Annotated in this window: 16 protein-coding genes; 9 read left to right on the forward strand and 7 right to left on the reverse strand. The window is 66.4% G+C overall.

Features of this window, described 5'->3' with window-relative positions; translation table 11 throughout:
* Nucleotides 1-122: 122 nt before the first annotated feature.
* From LPB04_RS17855 to LPB04_RS17865, 3 genes are all read left to right on the forward strand, one after another.
* Nucleotides 123-2597 (forward strand): flavin-containing monooxygenase, encoded by a 2475-nt coding sequence (locus LPB04_RS17855; protein WP_193685845.1) that lies wholly within the window; start codon nt 123-125, stop codon nt 2595-2597.
* Between the two features lie 25 nt (nt 2598-2622).
* The gene (locus LPB04_RS17860; RefSeq protein WP_193685846.1) at nt 2623-3042 is read left to right on the forward strand and encodes a DUF2784 domain-containing protein; all 420 of its coding nucleotides are present in this window, start codon (nt 2623-2625) and stop codon (nt 3040-3042) included.
* Between the two features lie 297 nt (nt 3043-3339).
* Nucleotides 3340-4734, forward strand: a complete 1395-nt coding sequence (locus LPB04_RS17865; RefSeq protein WP_307727235.1) for an amino acid permease — start codon at nt 3340-3342, stop codon at nt 4732-4734.
* Nucleotides 4735-4815: 81 nt separating this feature from the next.
* Here LPB04_RS17865 and LPB04_RS17870 read toward each other — a convergent pair whose 3' ends face one another.
* Entirely contained in the window at nt 4816-5406 is a 591-nt protein-coding gene (locus tag LPB04_RS17870; protein WP_193685847.1) for an isochorismatase family protein, read from the reverse strand.
* A 125-nt stretch (nt 5407-5531) separates the two neighbouring features.
* On the opposite strand from LPB04_RS17870, the gene LPB04_RS17875 reads away from it, so the two are divergent.
* From LPB04_RS17875 to LPB04_RS17890, 4 genes are all read left to right on the forward strand, one after another.
* Nucleotides 5532-6698: a tyrosine-type recombinase/integrase gene (locus LPB04_RS17875; RefSeq protein WP_193685848.1), complete on the forward strand. Its 1167-nt coding sequence runs from the start codon at nt 5532-5534 to the stop codon at nt 6696-6698.
* Between the two features lie 157 nt (nt 6699-6855).
* Nucleotides 6856-7968, forward strand: coding sequence for an NADH:flavin oxidoreductase/NADH oxidase (locus LPB04_RS17880; RefSeq protein WP_227496767.1), 1113 nt, complete (start codon nt 6856-6858; stop codon nt 7966-7968).
* A gap of 69 nt (nt 7969-8037) precedes the next feature.
* Complete coding sequence (locus LPB04_RS17885) at nt 8038-8577, forward strand: hypothetical protein (protein WP_193685850.1); 540 nt, start codon at nt 8038-8040, stop codon at nt 8575-8577.
* Between the two features lie 489 nt (nt 8578-9066).
* Nucleotides 9067-9279, forward strand: a complete 213-nt coding sequence (locus LPB04_RS17890; RefSeq protein WP_193685851.1) for a hypothetical protein — start codon at nt 9067-9069, stop codon at nt 9277-9279.
* Between the two features lie 474 nt (nt 9280-9753).
* Here LPB04_RS17890 and LPB04_RS17895 read toward each other — a convergent pair whose 3' ends face one another.
* Nucleotides 9754-10404, reverse strand: coding sequence for a glutathione S-transferase family protein (locus tag LPB04_RS17895; RefSeq protein ID WP_193685852.1), 651 nt, complete (start codon nt 10402-10404; stop codon nt 9754-9756).
* Nucleotides 10405-10490: 86 nt separating this feature from the next.
* The gene (locus LPB04_RS17900; RefSeq protein ID WP_193685853.1) at nt 10491-12611 is read right to left on the reverse strand and encodes a sensor domain-containing protein; all 2121 of its coding nucleotides are present in this window, start codon (nt 12609-12611) and stop codon (nt 10491-10493) included.
* A gap of 176 nt (nt 12612-12787) precedes the next feature.
* On the opposite strand from LPB04_RS17900, the gene LPB04_RS17905 reads away from it, so the two are divergent.
* Complete coding sequence (locus LPB04_RS17905) at nt 12788-13225, forward strand: universal stress protein (RefSeq protein WP_193685854.1); 438 nt, start codon at nt 12788-12790, stop codon at nt 13223-13225.
* A gap of 316 nt (nt 13226-13541) precedes the next feature.
* Nucleotides 13542-14534 (forward strand): tyrosine-type recombinase/integrase, encoded by a 993-nt coding sequence (locus LPB04_RS17910; RefSeq protein WP_193685855.1) that lies wholly within the window; start codon nt 13542-13544, stop codon nt 14532-14534.
* Between the two features lie 43 nt (nt 14535-14577).
* Here LPB04_RS17910 and lpxO read toward each other — a convergent pair whose 3' ends face one another.
* From lpxO to LPB04_RS17930, 4 genes are all read right to left on the reverse strand, one after another.
* Nucleotides 14578-15477 carry a lipid A hydroxylase LpxO gene (gene lpxO, locus LPB04_RS17915; RefSeq protein ID WP_193685856.1) on the reverse strand — a complete coding sequence of 300 codons (900 nt, stop codon included), beginning with the start codon at nt 15475-15477 and terminating at the stop codon, nt 14578-14580.
* Between the two features lie 181 nt (nt 15478-15658).
* Nucleotides 15659-15883 (reverse strand): DUF6139 family protein, encoded by a 225-nt coding sequence (locus LPB04_RS17920; protein ID WP_193685857.1) that lies wholly within the window; start codon nt 15881-15883, stop codon nt 15659-15661.
* Between the two features lie 126 nt (nt 15884-16009).
* Nucleotides 16010-16210, reverse strand: coding sequence for a hypothetical protein (locus LPB04_RS17925; RefSeq protein ID WP_193685858.1), 201 nt, complete (start codon nt 16208-16210; stop codon nt 16010-16012).
* 145 nt (nt 16211-16355) lie between these two features.
* Nucleotides 16356-17288 (reverse strand): methyltransferase domain-containing protein, encoded by a 933-nt coding sequence (locus LPB04_RS17930; RefSeq protein ID WP_193685859.1) that lies wholly within the window; start codon nt 17286-17288, stop codon nt 16356-16358.
* Nucleotides 17289-17332: the final 44 nt, after the last annotated feature.

Below are 17332 nucleotides of genomic sequence, written 5' to 3' on the forward strand. Positions count from 1 at the left end.
CGCGGCCATGCACCCCACATGGCGGGCAGCAGCGGGCGTGACCGAATCGAACCCGAGGGCGATCTCCTCGTGTATTGTTGCGGTTGGGAATGATCGCTTTCCGTATGCCGAGGAGACCGCAGATGACAGCAGTGCCCCCCTTGAATGCCGGCGCAGCGCCGGAGACCGTCCTCGAAGCCCTCGTCATCGGTGCCGGCTTCGGCGGCATCTGCATGGGGGCGGCGCTGCGCCGTGCCGGGGTCGAGGACTTCCTGATCCTGGAGAAGGGGAGCGATGTCGGCGGTGTCTGGCGCGACAACACCTATCCCGGCGCCGCCTGCGACGTTCCCTCGCACCTGTACTCGTTTTCCTTCGCCCCCAATCCGAACTGGTCGCACACCTATGCCCGGCAAGCCGAGATCCACGCCTACCTGCGCGACTGCGTGCGCCGCTTTGCGCTGGCGCGCCATATCCGCCACGGGGCCGAGGTTGCCGGGGCGCGCTTCGACGAGGCACGCGCGCTCTGGGTAGTCGAGCTGGCGGGCGGGGAATGCCTGCTGGCGCGGCTGCTGGTGAGCGCCACCGGCCTGCTGAGCCGTCCGCTGCTGCCGCGCCTGCCCGGCATCGGCAGTTTCCGCGGCCAGGCGTTTCACTCGGCGCACTGGAACCATGCCTGTTCGCTTGCCGGCAAGCGCGTCGCCGTGATCGGCACCGGCGCCTCGGCGACCCAGTTCGTTCCCGCGATCGCCGCCGAGGTCGCGCAGCTGAGCGTGTTCCAGCGTTCGCCGTCCTGGCTCAAGGCGCGCAGGGACCGCCCCTATGCGGCCTGGCAAAAGGCACTGTTCCGGCGTTTCCCATTGATGATGCGCGTGCACCGCGCCCTGATCTATGCGAAATACGAAGCCAGGGCGCTGGCCTTTACCCGACTCAAGAGCCTGATGTGGCTGGCGGTCGGCATGCCGTTTGGGCGCATGCTGGCGCGCAACATCGCCGATCCGGCCTTGCGCGCCAGCCTGACCCCGGATTATCCGATCGGCTGCAAGCGCATCCTGATCACCGACGATTACCTGCAGGTGTACGCCCGGCCCACGGTCCGCCTCGTGACCGACCCGATTCGCCGCATCACGCCCACTGGAATCGAGACGGGCGACGGCGAGCACCGCGAGTTCGACGTCCTCATCTATGGAACCGGCTTCGCCGCCACCGACTTCCTCGCCCCGATCTCGGTCCGCGGCCGTGGCGGACGCGCGCTGAACGATGCCTGGCGCGACGGGGCCGAGGCCTATCTCGGCCTGACGGTGCCGGGCTTCCCGAATTTCTTCATGCTGTATGGACCGAACACCAACCTCGGTCATAATTCGATCATCTACATGCTGGAGAGCCAGGTGCGGCACGTCATGCGTTGTCGCGCAGCGATGCGCGCTGCCGATGCGGCGTCGGTCGAAGTCGAGGCCGCGCCGCACCGGCGCTTCAATGCACGCCTGCAGCGGCGCCTCGCCGGCACCGTCTGGCAGGGCTGCAGCAGCTGGTACCTCGACCGCCATGGCCGCAACAGCGCGAACTGGCCGGGTTTTACGTTCAGCTACCGTTTCCTGACCCGTCACGCCAGCCTGCTTGCCTATCGTTTCAGTTCAGCGCTGGCCGGCCAAGCCGTCGCCATCGCCGCGCCGCGCCCGATCCTCGAGCGGATGAGCGCCGCATTCCAGCGCGCCTTTCTGCGCACCTGCTTCAAGCCCCTGATCGGGCCGCCATTCAGTGCGCGCGCCCAGCGCCGCGTGGTCGGCCTGCTGGCGCCGCTGATGCCCGGCGTCGGCGGCGTCGGCTACCGCCAGATGCAGGTGGGCCGGCTGCCGGTCGAACTGGTCACGCCCCGACAAATAGAACAGTCGGAAGAGGGTGCGCTGCTGTTCCTGCATGGCGGCGCCTTCTGCCTGGGCAGCCCGCGCACCCATCGCAGCATCACCTCGCGCCTGGCGCTGGACGCCGGCATGCCGGTCTGGGTGCCGGATTACCGCCTCGCGCCGGAACACCCGTACCCGGCCGCACTGGACGATGCGCTCGCCTGTTACGAGGCGATGCGCGCGTCCGGCATCCCGGCGCAGCGCATCGTGCTGGCCGGCGACTCGGCCGGCGCATCGCTGGCGCTGGCCCTGGCGCTGCGCCTGCGCGAACGGGGCGAGCCGATGCCGGCCGCGCTGGCGCTGGTTTCACCGGTGACCCGGATGCCTCCCCCGGGGCCGGAGGGCTATCCGCATGCCGCCATCGACCCGATGGTGCGGGCCGACTGGGCGCGGCAGGGGATCGCCTGGTACGCCTGTCCGCCCGCGGTCGACGCCCACCATCCGCTGCGCTGCGATTTGAACGGCCTGCCGCCGATGCTGGTGCAGGCCGGCGACGAGGAAATCCTGCTTCCCGACGCCGAGCAGCTGGTCGCCCACGCACGCGCCTGCGGGGTCGACTGCCGCTTCGAGCTCCATCGTGGGCGCTGGCACGTATATCACCTGCAGGCGTTTTACCTGCGCTCGGCGGCCAACGCGATCGGCGCGCTGGCGGAGTTCGCGCGCGAGCGGATCCGCGCCGGAACCGAAGCGGCGACGGGCGCGGGCGCCACGCCCTGACCCAGCTGCGGGAACAGGTCCAGCCATGCCCTACGCCGCCGCAGCCGTGCTGGTCCTGGTGATCCACCTGGCCTTCGTCCTGTTCGTCGTGTTCGGGGCCTGCCTGGTGCTGCGCCGGCCGCGCCTGGCCTGGCTGCACCTGCCGGCGGCCGGCTGGGGCGTGTTCGTCGAGCTGAGCGGACGCGGCTGTCCTTTGACGGGGCTGGAAAACCTGCTGCGCCTGCGCGCCGGCCTGGCCGGCTATGCGGACGGCTTCGTCGAGCACTATATTGTTTCGCTGCTGTATCCGGAGGCGCTGACGCGGGCGACACAATGCGTGCTGGCCGGCGTCGTGCTGGCCATTAATCTCGTACTCTATGCCCGCCTGTGGCGGCGGCGCCGGCCCGCCACACTTCCCACGCACACGCAAGCGATTCCTGCGCCCCGCCCGAAAAAGCCGAAATGACGCGGCGCGGTACGGCCAGCGCTTGCTCAACCGGGGTTGCCGGAGCAATAATGCGGATGTGCTGGCTTATTGTTATTGCTTTTTCCGGCCGTCCGCGATTCGGACGGCTGTGGATGGGGTGGGTCGATCGGCGCCTGGCGGTATCGCAGGCGCTTTTTTATGGTAGCGCCGTATTTACCTGACTCATGTAAACGATAAACCGGCGAAAAACAGCTGGCTGCAGGAAAGCGGAAAAGCCGACCGGAATGATCCGGCATCTTTTCGGAGGAGACATAATGCATAACAGGAGAACACGTAGTGAGTCTTTTTAGAACCAAGAATCTCGATACCATGGTCGCGGACGCCCGCACGCCTGGCGGGCTGAAGAAGGTCCTCGGGCCGATGGACCTGATCCTCATGGGTATCGGGGCGATCGTCGGCACGGGTATCTTCGTGCTGACGGGTACCGGCGCGGTCACGGCCGGCCCGGCGCTGACCCTTTCCTTCGTCATCGCGGCGATTGCCTGCGGCTTTGCCGCCCTGTGCTATGCCGAATTCGCCTCGAGCGTGCCGGTGGCCGGCTCGATCTACACTTATTCCTATGTCACCCTCGGCGAAATCGTCGCCTGGATGATCGGCTGGGACCTGCTGCTCGAATACGGCCTGGCCACCTCGACGGTTGCGGTCGGCTGGTCCGGCTATTTCCAGTCGCTGCTCGAGGGCTTCGGCTTCATGCTGCCGGAAGCCTTCCGTGCAGCCCCGGGCGCCAAGCCCGGGGTCGATACCCTGTTCAACCTGCCGGCCTTCCTGATCATGATGGTGCTGACCTGGATGCTGTCGCTCGGCGTGCGCGAATCGGCCCGGGTAAACAACGTCATGGTGCTGATCAAGACCGGCGTCGTCCTGCTGTTCATCTTTGTCGGCGCCAGCTATGTGAAGCCGGGCAACTGGCAGCCCTTCATGCCCTTCGGCGCCGGTAGCGTGATGAGCGCCGCGGCACTGGTGTTCTTCGCCTTTATCGGCTTCGACGCCGTGACCTCGGCTGCCGAGGAAGTCAAGAATCCGGCCAAGGACCTGCCGATCGGCATCATCGGTTCGCTGGGCATCTGCACCGTCCTGTACGTGATCGTCTCGGCCATCATGACCGGCATCGTCCCGTTCATGCAGTTCAAGGGCGTCGACCATCCGGTCTCGCTGGCCCTGAAATACGCCGGACAGGACTGGGTCGCAGGCTTCGTCGACCTCGCCGCGATCCTCGGCATGAGCACCGTGATGCTGGTGATGGCTTATGGCCAGACCCGCATCCTGTACGCCATGTCGCGCGATGGCCTGCTGCCGGCCAAGCTGTCGACGGTGCACCCGAAATACGGCACCCCGTATTTCGCGACCTGGATGGTCGGCATCATCTTCGGCCTGATCGCCGCCGTCGTGCCGCTCGACGTGCTGGCCGAACTGGTCAACATCGGTACCCTGGCCGCCTTCTCGCTGGTGTCGCTGGCCGTGATCATCCTGCGCAAGAAGCGTCCCGACCTGCACCGCGCCTTCCGTTGCCCGGGCGTGCCGGTGGTCCCGGCCCTGGCCATCATCTTCTGCGTGGCGCTGATGTCCTTCCTCAGCTGGCACACCTGGGTGGCCTTCGTCATCTGGCTGGTGATCGGCCTGGTGGTCTACTTCGGCTACGCGCGCTCGCGCTCCAAGCTGAACGGCAAGTAAAACCTGTCCGCCCGGCTGCGGCCGGGCGTGTACGGCCCAAAAAAACCTGGCTCCGGCCAGGTTTTTTTATGTCCGCGCGGCTCAGGCGTTCGCGAACGCTTCCACGCTTGCCGCCCGCGCACCGAGCCCCGTCATGCGCGCGATCGCCCGTTCGCCGTCGCCCGGCGCCACGTCGACGGCGCGCATGGCCTCCGGCACGATCACGACCTCGAAGCCGTTCTCGCGGGCGTCGACCACGGTGTTCAGTACGCAGTAATCGGTTGCCAGCCCGCAGACCACGACCCGGCGCACGCCGCGCGCGCGCAGTTGCGCCGCCAGCGTCGTGCCGTTGAAGGCCGAGTAGGCATCGGCGTCTTCCGTGTCCGCCTTCGACACCACGACCGCGCCGTCCGGCAAAGCGAGCTCCCCGGAAAAGGCCGCGCCGGGCGTTCCCGCCACGCAATGCGGCGGCCAGGGACCGCCGCGTGCCGCGAACGAACAATGGTTCTCGGGATGCCAGTCGCGCGAGGCGTAGATCGGCAAGCCGCGGCTGTCGAACAGGCCCAGCAGCCGGTTGATCGGACCCAGAACTGCGTGTCCGTCCGGTACGCCTAGTTTGCCGCCAGGAAGGAAATCGACCTGCATGTCGATCACGAGGAGGGCGTCTTCTGGTGTCAGCTGGAGTGTGGGCATATCGGTTGTTTTCCATGGATTTGATATGGACAGGTTAGCACGCTCCGTGCGGCTGGGGACTGCCTGGTCCGCATGCTATACTGTATAAAAACACAGTATAAAATGGAAACTGAAGCGGAAACACCATGAGCAAGTTTGCCCCCATCGATCTCGCGCCACGCCTCCCAGGCCAGCCTGACGCAGCCAGCGGTCGGCTCGACGTCAAGATGTTCCGCGTCGCCGACGACCCCATCACCGAGGCGCAGACCGATGCCGAGATCGCCCGTGAATTCATCGGCAACGGGGAACTCAGCCCGAAATCGATCGCCAACAGCCAGAAGGAATTGTTCCGCTTCCTGACCTGGTGCCGCGAGGAAGCGAAGAAGACCCTGTCCCAGCTGAACGTCGCCGACCTCAACGCCTACAAGGAATTCCTGCGCAATCCTCCGCCCGACTGGATCTCGAAGACCAAATGGCCGCGCAGCGATCCGCGCTACCGTCCCTTCACCGGGCCCTTGTCCGACCCCAGCCGGCGCCAGGCGATGATCGCGGTGAAAGGCCTGCTTGCGTTCGCGGAACAGACCGGTTACCTGCGGCGCAACCCGGCCGCCCTGGTGCGCAATGTGCGCACCCCAAGCGCCAGCCGCATCACGCGCTACCTGACGCCCGAGGCCATTGCGCTGGCCGTCGACACGGTCTCGCGCCGGGTGCCGGATTCCGCCGCGGCGCTGCGCCGGCGCGAGCGCGACCGTTTCCTGCTGATCGCGTTTGCCCATACCGGGGCGCGCCTGAACGAAATCGTCGGCGCCGGCATGGGGGCGATCTATTCGGAAGACGGCCGCTGGTGGCTGGACGTGCTCGGCAAGGGCAACAAGCCGCGCCGCCTGCCGGTGCCGGACGACATGCTCGACGCCTTCCAACGCTACCGCGCAGCCTTCGGCCTGCCGGCTCATTCCGCGCGGGCCGACCGCACGCCGCTCGTGCTGTCGAGCCGCAGCCGGACCGTGGCCCGGCTCACCGACGAGGCGGCGTCCGAAGCGATCAAGGGAATCTTCGCCGAGGCCGCCCTGGCCGCCGAGCGCGCCGGGGACGGCGACAGCGCCTCCAGCCTGCGGCATGCCTCCGCGCACTGGCTGCGCCACAGCATGCTGACCAACCATGCCAACAACGGCGTACAATTGAAGACACTGCAGGACACGGCAGGGCACGCGAACATCTCGACCACGGCGGGTTACCTGCACAAGACCGACCAGCAGCGGCACGACGAGATTATCGCTTCGGCGGCGCACAAGGGCGGGAAGAAGCCCAGGTAGGCAAGGGCTGGGAAAAGACCTTACTCTGCGGCAGGTGCGGACCCAATGCGGCCGATCGCTGTCTAACCGGATTCCCATTTGCAACCGGAGATGAGCCATGAACTCGGATATTGCCCAAGCCTCGGGGCTGGCCGCCCCTGCATCCCCACATGGCGCCATGGCGGACGCCGCGCACGACCAGGAAGTGCCGGAGGTTGACCTGCTCAGCCCGCTCACCCTGCGCAGCCTGACCCTCCGTAACCGCATCGCGATGGCCCCAATGTGCCAGTATTCGGCCGAGGAAGGCATCGCCAACGACTGGCACCTCGTGCACCTGGGCAGCCGTGCGGTCGGCGGCACCGGGCTCGTGATCGTCGAGGCCACCGGGGTCACCCGGGACGGGCGCATCACCCCCGGCGACCTGGGTATCTGGGCCGACGAGCACATCGAGCCGCTGGCACGCATCGCCCGTTTCGTCGACAGCCAGGGGGCGGTCGCCGGGATCCAGCTCGCGCACGCCGGACGCAAGGCCAGCACAGCCGCGCCCTGGGCGGGCGGCGCCGCCCTGAAGACGGCCGGCGAGGGCGGCTGGCCGGTCGTGGCGCCCAGTGCCATCCCTTTTCATCCAGGCGATCCGACGCCGGTCGCGCTCGACGAACAGGGCATCGAGGGCGTCGTCGGCGCGTTCGAGGCGGCCGCGCGGCGCGCCCTCGCGGCCGGCTTCAAGGTGCTGGAAATCCACGCCGCGCACGGCTACCTGCTGCACCAGTTCCTGTCGCCCCACAGTAACGGGCGCACTGACGCGTATGGCGGCAGCCTGGACAACCGGATGCGCTTCGCCCTGCGCGTGACCGAGCGGGTCCGGGCCGTGGTTCCCGCCGACCTGCCGCTGTTCGTCCGCATTTCCGCCACCGACTGGGCGGCCGGCGGCTGGGATATCGACCAGTCGGTGGAACTGTCGCGCCGCCTGAAGGACCTGGGCGTGGACCTGGTCGACGTCTCGACCGGCGGCAACCTGCCGACTGCGCGGATTCCCGTGGCCAAGCGCTACCAGGTTCCCTGCAGCCGCCGGATCCGCGACGACGCCGGGCTCCCGACGGGGACGGTGGGACTGATCACGGATGCGAAGGAGGCCGACGAAATCATTACCGGCGGCGACGCCGACCTGGTACTGGTCGGTCGCGAACTGCTGCGCGAGCCCTACTGGGCCCTGAAAGCCCAGCATGCGTTCGAGGAAGAACCGGCCTGGCCGGTGCAGTACGGCTATGCGGTGAAGCGCCGCGCGAAGTGAGGGCGCCGCAGACGGGCAAGATGGTTCACCTCGTTCGCTGCCGCTTGCGCGCCGCGGCCGACGCCCATTTTGCCCTGCACGCGTGGCCCTTGTGCCGCTTCCCGCTGCTCGCGGTCCTGTCGACCCGCCGTCTGGGACATCGTCGCCGGCGATGCCGGCCACAGCGCGCTCGGCTCGCGCTCTCCCGGGACCGAAGGCGCGGACGGCCATTTCGCGGCACTCCTGTCGCAGCGGACGCCGGGCCGGGCGGTCAACGCGCTCTGGTTCGATCCCGAGCGGCGCCAGGCCGTCGAATGGAAAGAAGGGCGCGCGGCCGGGCGGGCGCCGGAAGGCCCCGCGGCGCTCGCGCGACGGCTCGGCTCCGGCGTTGCGGCGCAAGCTTTACGGGCGAGGTCAGGGGCGTCGGCGGCAGTGGCGGAGGGCGCCGACGGTTTCGAGGTGCTGGTGCTGAGGGGAGGGCGCGAGCTGGGGTCGCTGCGCCTGCCGCCGCTCGCGGGCAGTGAACACGGGCTGGCGGCCATCAAGGGGGAGACGACGCCGGCGGCGATCGTGCGGGTACTGGGGATTCCGGCCGGGGCGCTGTCCCTTAGCGATGAACCCACACGCTGATGGGGACGGCGAAGCGCGCGGGATGGGCGCGGGAGCCTGGTCCTTCATGTTCAGCGACCCGTTCGCGTCTCGATCACCTTCATTGCGTCGTGCGTCATCAAGCGAGGCGGGCGGATCGGTGGATTCGGCGATCGAGCGCGAACGCGCATGCTTCTGCGTCTAACTCGACATTATTTACTGTAATGTCGAGTTCAGTTTTGGCCGGTAGGGAGCCTGCTACAGGGAAGCGCCCTGTTCATGCTTTCTGCCTCTGCAACGGCACGGTTCAATGATGAGTATGACGGAAAAGTGTTGTGCAGGTGGCCGGCGCGATTTCGCGATCTTCCAGGGCTGCGATGTCGATCGCCCAGGGCCCGGACCGGCGGCATCTGGAACCTGCGATGATGGCCATCCCGGCCTGGAGACGTACCACGATCACGCCATGAACAGGGACTTTGGATAGCGGTCAAGGTACGGCGGCCCGGCGAGGACGCGCTTTACGACCCGGTGTTGAATTTCCTTCCGGGCGCCTTCGCCGGGCCGATCCCGAACTCCCGGCACTGCCAGGATGCTGAGAAACCATCGACAGCCAGCCGTGGCGAGATCGCCGACGTCCGCGACCGCTACAGCGACCGGGTATTCGGCGACTGCCGCGATTGGCCGACGCGGGCGTGCCTCCTTGTCCGTGCCGTGGCTGCGGCGCTGGTCGTCGGCACGGGCTGAGGCGACCCACGATACGAGTGCATCGGTTCGCCGCGTCGGCCGCTTCGCTGTTCGAACAGGCGGAGCGGACGCAGCGCTCGAAGGCTTGGCGCGGACACGGGACGGTGCGGCGCTTCCAGGCACGGCAGGCGGCAGCCTGGAAGGCTGCGCAGTTTGCGCGGATCGGCAGCGTAGGCGATCACGTGCGAACGAGGTCGACGAAGGGACGGGCGGACACCTGAGGGCGCCGGCCGACATCCTTTCAACCGCTACCGTCCAGGCTTGACCTTGCTGGTGGGGCACTGCCTTGGCGGAGATCCGGTGTCGATACGGATAGCGCATTTGACATAATATAGATTATGCGAAGTGCTGGATTGTTCGTCGGACTGGTAAGGTTTCGTTCCGCCAGCCCCGGGAATCCCTGGTATCCGATGCGGGCCACGCTGCAAACTTTCCGCTGCCAGGTGCCCGGCATTTCCATCGCACGGACTCTTCTCAGCCGGCCGCGTGCGTCTCGAACACCGCCAGCTGCGCCGCGAACGCCCGCCCGAACGCCGGCCGCGCCTCGCCGCGCGCGACATAGGCCGCCAGGTTCGGATACTCCTCCATCAAGCCCGACGTTCCCAGCCGGCGCAGCACGGTCACCATCATCAGATCGCCCGCACTGAATTCAGCGTCGAGCCAGTCGTCCTGGCCTAGGTGCGTCGACAGCTCGGCCAGGCGCTTGCGGATCCGCTCTTCGACCGCGGCCAGGCGCTGCTTGCCCCAGCTTTCCTTGCCGTCCACGAAAATGGTCACCTGGCGGTCGACGATCGGCGGCTCGACCGTGTTCAGGGCCGCGAACATCCAGGTGATCGCCCGCGCCCGCGCATGGGGATCGGGCGGCAGCAGCCCCGGATGCTGCTCTGCGATGTGGAAAACGATGGCCCCGGACTCGAACAGCACGAGCTCGCCTTCTTCATAGGTCGGGATCTGTCCGAACGGATTGCGTGCCCGGTGCGCGGCTTCCTTCATCGCCTGGAATGAAACGAGCCGTACTTCGTAAGCCTGCCCGACTTCCTCGAGCGCCCAGCGCACGCCCATGTCGCGCGCAAGCCCCCTGCCGCGGTCCGGCGAGGTTTCGAATGCAGTAATGGTCGGGATCAAAGGAAGCCTCCAGACGGGTATTGGACGACGAGTTGACGCTGCGCGGCAATGAGCGTATCACAGGCTCGGCCGTCGGCGCCGCCCCGTCACGCGTGCCCGGCCGCACCATACATGCTCTCGAAATCCTCGATCGGCATCGGCGCGCCCAGTAGGTAGCCCTGCAGCGCATAGCAGCCGCTGCGGGCGAGGAAGTCGCGCTGTTCCTCGTGCTCCACGCCTTCGGCGACGATCTCGAGCTTGAGCTGGCGCGCCAGGGCGATGATTGCCTTGACGATCGGTCCCGCGTCCGGGTCGACGTGCACGTCGTGCACAAAGGAGCGGTCGATCTTGAGGGCCGCCAGCGGGAAGCGCTTCAGGTAGGCCAGCGAGGAATAGCCGGTGCCGAAATCGTCGAGCGAAAAGCACAGGCCCTGCCCGCACAGCTGGTGCATCTTGTCGGCGAGGTCCTGCTTGTCGTCGGCAAAGATGCTTTCCGTCAGTTCCAGGCACAGCTTGCGGCTCGGCGCGCCGGAGCGGGCGAGGATGGCTGCGACTTCCGCGGGAAAATCGGGGCCGCGCAGTTGCTGCACGCTGACGTTCACCGCCAGTTTCAACTTGCCGAGCGCCCTGTCGCCGCGCCAGCGCGCCAGCGCACGGCAGCTTTCCTCGAGTACGTAGTGGCCCAAGGGCAGGATCAGGCCGGACGACTCCGCCAGGCCGATGAAGTCGCCGGGACTCACGAGGGCGCCGTTCTCGCGGCGCCAGCGCACCAGTACTTCGGCGCCCACCAGGCGTCCGCGGATGCTGAATTGCGGCTGGCAGAACAGGACGAACTGGTGGCGCGCCAGGCCGTCGCGCAGGCCGGTCTCGAGCGCCGACTGGCGGTCGGCGGCCGCCTGCATGCCGGGGTCGAAGAAGCGGGCGATGTGGCGGCCGTCGGACTTGGCGCGGTACATGGCCAGATCGGCCTGCTTGAGCAGCGTGTCGACCTCGGTTTTCAGTCCCTCGAACAGGGCGACGCCGATGCTGGTCGTGCTGACGAACATGCGGCCGGACAGATGGTAGGGCTGGTCGAGAAGCGCGAGGATCTTGTCGACGACGTGGTTGGCCTCGGCAATGGCATCCTCGAGTACATCGCCGAGGTCTTCGAACACGATAACGAACTCGTCGCCGCCGAGGCGCGCCAGCTGGTCGCTCTGGCGCAAGGCCATCTTGAGCCGCTGGGCCACCTGGCGCAGCAGCAGGTCGCCGACGTCGTGCCCCATGGTGTCGTTGAGCAGCTTGAAGTTGTCCAGGTCGAGGAACAGCACGGCGCCGATCTGGCCGGAGCGTTCGCTGCGCGCCAGCACCTTGTCGAGTTCCTCGGACAGGAAGCGGCGGTTCGGCAGCCCGGTCAGGTGATCGTAATAGGCCAGCTCGTGGATGCGCTGCTCCGCGCGCTTGCGTTCGGTGAGGTCGGTGTTCGTACCCGAAATGCGCAGGGCGCGCCCGTCGGCGTCGCGCAGCACGAAGCCGCGCGAGAGGATCGGCACGTCGTGTCCGTCGCGGTGGCGCATCCGGAATTCGACGCTGTAGCTATCTGTCCGTTCGGCCAGGATCTTGTGCAGGAAGGCGAGGACGCGCGGCGCGTCGTGCGGGTGCAGCATCCTTTGCCAGGTCATCTCGTCGCTCGGCAATTCGCCCGGCCGGTAGCCGAGCATGCTCCACCAGCGATCGGAGTAGTACACCTCGTTATTCGTGAAGTCGTAGTCCCAGGGGGCGTCGGTCGAGCCTTCCAGGATCAGGCGCAGCCGCTCCTCGGATTTCTGGGCGCGCCGCTCGGCCTGCTTGAGCTTGGTGCAATCGTTGAAGCACACTACCACGCGCTCGATGCGCCCTTCCCCGTCCAGCTCCGGATAGGCAGTGCAGATCAGCCAGCGCAGCGGTCCCGGCGGCGTCGCCGGCACGCCGACTACCATCTCCTCCACACGTTCGCCAGTCGACAATACCTGGTTGACCGGGTATTCCGCTTCCGGCATGACCGTGTAGTCGGAACGGACGAGGGACCATACCGTCTCGGTCGACTCGGTGCCGACCAGCTGCGCTTCGCTCTGTCCGAGCAGCACGCGGGCGCGCCGGTTCGCGGACAGGATGCGGCCATCCGGACCGTGCACCACGACGCCTGCCGGCAGGTGGTCGAGCAGTTCGTCGAGCTGGCGCCGGAGAGCGGCTGGGTCGGGGGTGGACATGGGATTACGCTGCCTTGCGTGTCAATCCCGATTCTGCCACCTTCCGCCTGTGTGCGGCGATTTGCTGCGCGCGCCGCCTGGTTCCCGGAACGCGTTTGAGCGGAATCAAATGACAGGGAGATGATCGCGCGAGACTGGTTACTAGACGAATCCGTTGAGCCATTCGAGGAGCCACCATGTTCAAGCGCATTTTGCTGCCGACGGACGGATCCGAGCTCTCTTCGCGCGCCGTATTGGCCGGCGTGAGTTTTGCGAAGGAAGTCGGTGCGGAGCTGGTCGGCATGACCGCCCTCCCGGACTTCAAGGCCTTCACGGCGGACGCCGAGATGCTCGAGAGTACCGAGGACGAATACCTCGCCGTCAGCGAGGCGCGCGCCAACAAGCGCCTGGCGCCGCTCGTGGATGCGGCGCGCGCAGCGGGTGTCGCCTGTACTGCGATGCTGGTGCGCTCCGACGATCCGCACGAAGCCATCCTGCGCACCGCGCGCGACCGTGGGTGCGACCTCATCATCATGGCTTCGCACGGCAGGCATGGACTGAGCGGGGTGTTGCTGGGAAGCGAGACGCAGAAAGTGCTGGTGCACAGCTCGATTCCGGTGCTGGTCTACCGTTGAGCGGCAAACGCTGCCGCAGTCAAGGAACGGGGCACGCGGCATGGCGGCGTCGCCGCCTGCTTGCACGCCCTGCCCCATTGTGCTGTCCGCGCCTTCCCGCGCTGGCTCGGACCATGCTGTGTACCACGTCGATCCACCGGTCGGTTCCCTGCCAACAATCGTATGCCTGGTCAAACCCTCCTTCCTGCTGGCTGGTTTTGAGTTGGGCCGGCGTGTTCGGAGTCCGAAACGCAAATTTCTTTTGTTTTTCGCGTGCGCGCCGTCGGTTAGTTACGTTTATGGTAGTCTGGAAGCTCTCGATTTCGTGCAGGCCACCATGGACAAGCTGACGACGTGGGATGCCAATCCGGTCCAGGCATTCAAGGAATTCATCGCGACGAGCGCATTCGCAGAGACCGGCCGCCGCTTGCGCGCGGACGGCAGCATCCGGGTGCTCTCCCCGCAATCGGCGAAGATCTACCTCTTCATGTTCGGGAACCTGGCAGACTGGCTGCATCAGGAGGGGATCCGCTTCTCCGCCGTGAAGCAGACCGACCTGCTCCGCTTCATCGATCGTAGGGTCAAGGGCAAGCGCATCCTGAACAGCAAGATCGCCTACCGTTACCTGCGCTTGCTGGAACGCTGCTACGAGCACCTCGAACTGACGCCGAACCCGGCCCAGCAAGCGATCCTCGGCGTCGACCGCGCCCACATGGTGAAGGACGATGCCGGCCGCAGCCTGTCGAGCGAGCAACTGGAACGCTTCTTCGCCGCCCTGCCGGCGCAGGCGCCCCAGGGCCGGCCCAGCACCGCTTTCGCCGGCTGGAAACGCCGCCGCGATCGGGCCATGCAGGTCGTCATCGCGCTGGCGGGTCTGCGGGTGTCCGAGGCGATCGGCTTGCTCGTCGGCGAGCTGGGCAGGCAGGTGGCGCTCGACGGCTCGATCCTGCTGACGATCACGCCCGACGAAAAGCTCGACACCAGTCATGAACACACGGTCGCCCTCCCCCGCGCAGGCGCGGACGAGCTGCGGGCCTGGCTGAAGGAACGGGAGGAGATGGGGATTCCGGGCCAGTTGGTCTTTCCCGCCAACCTGACCGGCAACAAAATGACGCGCAAGACCGTGTATGTGCAGATGCGGGCGACCTTCGAGCGGGCCGGGCTGGATCTGGCGCGCTCGGGCGGACGCACCTTGCGCAATACCTTCGCCAAGCAGCAGCTCGACCAGGGCGCAAGCGCCGAGGAACTGAAGGACGTGCTCGGCCTGGCGCTCGAGCGTTCGGCAGCGGACTACCAGTTCACCCAGGTCAAACCCGATCCCGCGGCCTGATGGTCCGGCAGGCCATGCGGCCACCGCCTGGCGGCGGGTGCGCTCAGATCCAGTAGATGAAGGCGGCCACGGCCACGATCAGGACGACCTTGGTCACTTTATAGGCCGTCTTGTTCCAGGCCTTGTAGCGGCGCCGGTACTGGCCCATCACGTGCGAGATGCGGAACAGCTTGCTCACCAGGCCCGTCTGGTCGCCGGTCTCGTTGGGCGAGCTGGCGGCCGTCATCATCGTCCGGCCGAGCCAGCGGTTGATTGCCGACATCCAGCGGTAACGCATCGGACGCTCGACGTCGCAGAACAGGATGATGCGGTCGCTGTCGCTGCCGTTGATGGCCCAGTGGATATAGGTTTCGTCGAAGATCACGCCCTCGCCGTCGCGCCAGCTGTGGCGTTCGCCGTCGACTTCGATGAAGCAGCGATCGTCGTTCGGCGTGGCCAGGCCCAGGTGGTAGCGCATCGAGCCGGCGAAGGGGTCGCGGTGCGGGTTCAGCTTGGCGCCCGGCGGCAGCTCGGCGAACATCGCGGCTTTTACCGAGGGGATCGATTGCAGCAACGCATGGGTTTGCGGGCACAGGCGGGCGGCTGACGGGTGGCTGGCGTCGTACCACTTCAGGTAGAAGCGCTTCCAGCCGGTCTTGAAGAAGGAATTGAAGCCGGCATCGTCGTTCTGCTCGGCCGCCTTGATCTTTTTGAGGGTCAGCAGGTGTTCCGCTTCGGCGCGGATGACCTGCCAGTTGGCCTGCAGCGGCGCCAGTTCAGGGAAATCGCGCACCGGAATGTAAGGCGTGCTCGGCACTTTGGAAAACAAGTGCATGAATACATTGATCGGCGCCATGAACGACGAGTGGTCGAACAATTGCCGTCCGAACGGCAGGCGCACCTTGCCGCGGAAGTGAATGTGGAAAACCGCGAGGAAATAAAAAGCTACCACCGCCCACTTCATCTTGCCCCCATGCCGGCCCAGGCGGCCGGTGTCAATTTAAACAGGGCGCAAGAATAGCATATCCACCGGGCGCCCGTCGGGGACCCGGTGAAAACGACATCGCTTGTAGCGTGCATGCCGAAGCTTGCACCGTGAGCGCGCTCGCTGCGGCAAAGACCGCGCGGGCGCCGTCCCTTACTGCTTAGTGGACATGGGTCATCGCATAGCCTTTTTCGGATAGCTGGCCACTCAGGTTATCGATCTCGTAGTCGGGCAGGTGATCGGCATTGTCGTCGATCTCGAAGGCGCGTGCCTCCACTTCCCAATCCGTATTGGTGGCTTCTTCGGGGATGTTGCGAGTTTCCGGCACGGCCAAGTAGGAGAACTTGCCGTCGCTTTCGGCTCTGCGGTAAATGTCCAGGCGCATAATCGTTTCCTTACAATGAAAGCGCGCTTTCGGATGAAAGCGTACGGCTCCACAGTAGGCGATCGGCAAGCGTGCGTCTGTTAATTGCCCCACACTCTGCCGGGCCGGGCCAGGTCGCGCGGGCAATTACCGTCCCGGCGAGAGGCCGAGCACGCGCGCCGGCAGCATCAGGACCGCGCGCAGCAGGCTGAAGACGGCGTCCACGCCGATGCCCAGCAAGCGCAGAGGCAGCAGAAGCAGCCAGACGATCGGATACAGGATCAGGGCCAGCAGGGCGAGCGGCCAGCAAAAGAACAGAAGTAGCAGCCACAGCAGGAAACCGAACATTGCATGCTCCAGTAGAAGGTGAGCATCGAGTGTAGGGCGTGGCGTACAGACATGCCGGCCGAATGCGACGAACGGCGGCCTGGCGCGGCCGGCCTGCAGATAGCGGCGACGAACCAGCCCCGGGGCGAGGCTGGCTCCCCGGGGATTATGCGAACTCGACGGTACGCATGGCGCGCGCCGGGACTTCGTTCGGCGCGTCGACGGCCAGCGCGGCGCGGATCGAGGCCTGCAGGCTGGGGATGGATCCGCCCGCGCGGTACTGGAACGCCACCTCGACCACGTCGCCCGCCACCACGTCGAGGGCCCTGGCCAGCGGCAGCGTCATGTAGTGGTTCAGCCAGTCGATGGTGCTGCCCTGTTCCTCGACGATCGAGAGCACGTTCTTGGTCACGAAACGCAGCGCGTTCAGCGAACCGTCCTGCTCCACCGTGAAGCTGCCGCTCCAGGCGATCAGGCTGTCGACGGGTTCGGCGAAATCGAGGACGCTGTACACGGCCGGCCGGGCCAGCTCGATCGTGCCCGGATAAGCCACGCCCGTGTCCTGGAACTGGACGATCGGCGCGTAATAGCCGTGGAAGCCGTAGTCCTGCTGCAGCGGCTGCACCGCCATCACGACGGCTTCCGGCATGAAGATGGGCAGCGGACCGCCGAAACGGGCAAGATAGCGCTGCTTGAAGGCTTCGATCACGGCCACCTGCTTTTCGCGCAGCATGGCGACGTGGATCATTTCGCAGATCACGACATCGACCGGCTCCGGCGGCAGGTAGTCGAAGGCGTCGGCATGGATCACCTCGACCTTGTGGCCGTTCGGGTTCATCGCCAGGAAACGGCGCGCTTCCTTCACCAGGTCCGGGTTGAACTCGACGCAATACACCTTGTCGGCCTGCTGGGCCGCGAAATACGAGAGCACGCCGGTCCCGCCGCCGAGCTCGAGCACCTTCATGCCCGGCCGGACCGCGTGCGCGATCGCGCCCTGGAAGGCATTCATGCGGTTCTGGTCCATCAGCATGTTGTGGTGATAGTGGACCGGGATGAATTGCCCGAGGTAGCAGCTTTCGATTTCGCGTTCGTTCAGCATGGAAGATCCTTGTTGTGCGCCGTTCATTTCCACGTCGCAATATT

The sequence above is a fragment of the Massilia litorea genome (assembly GCF_015101885.1).
In the GTDB taxonomy this organism is placed as follows: Bacteria; Pseudomonadota; Gammaproteobacteria; order Burkholderiales; family Burkholderiaceae_D; genus Telluria; species Telluria litorea.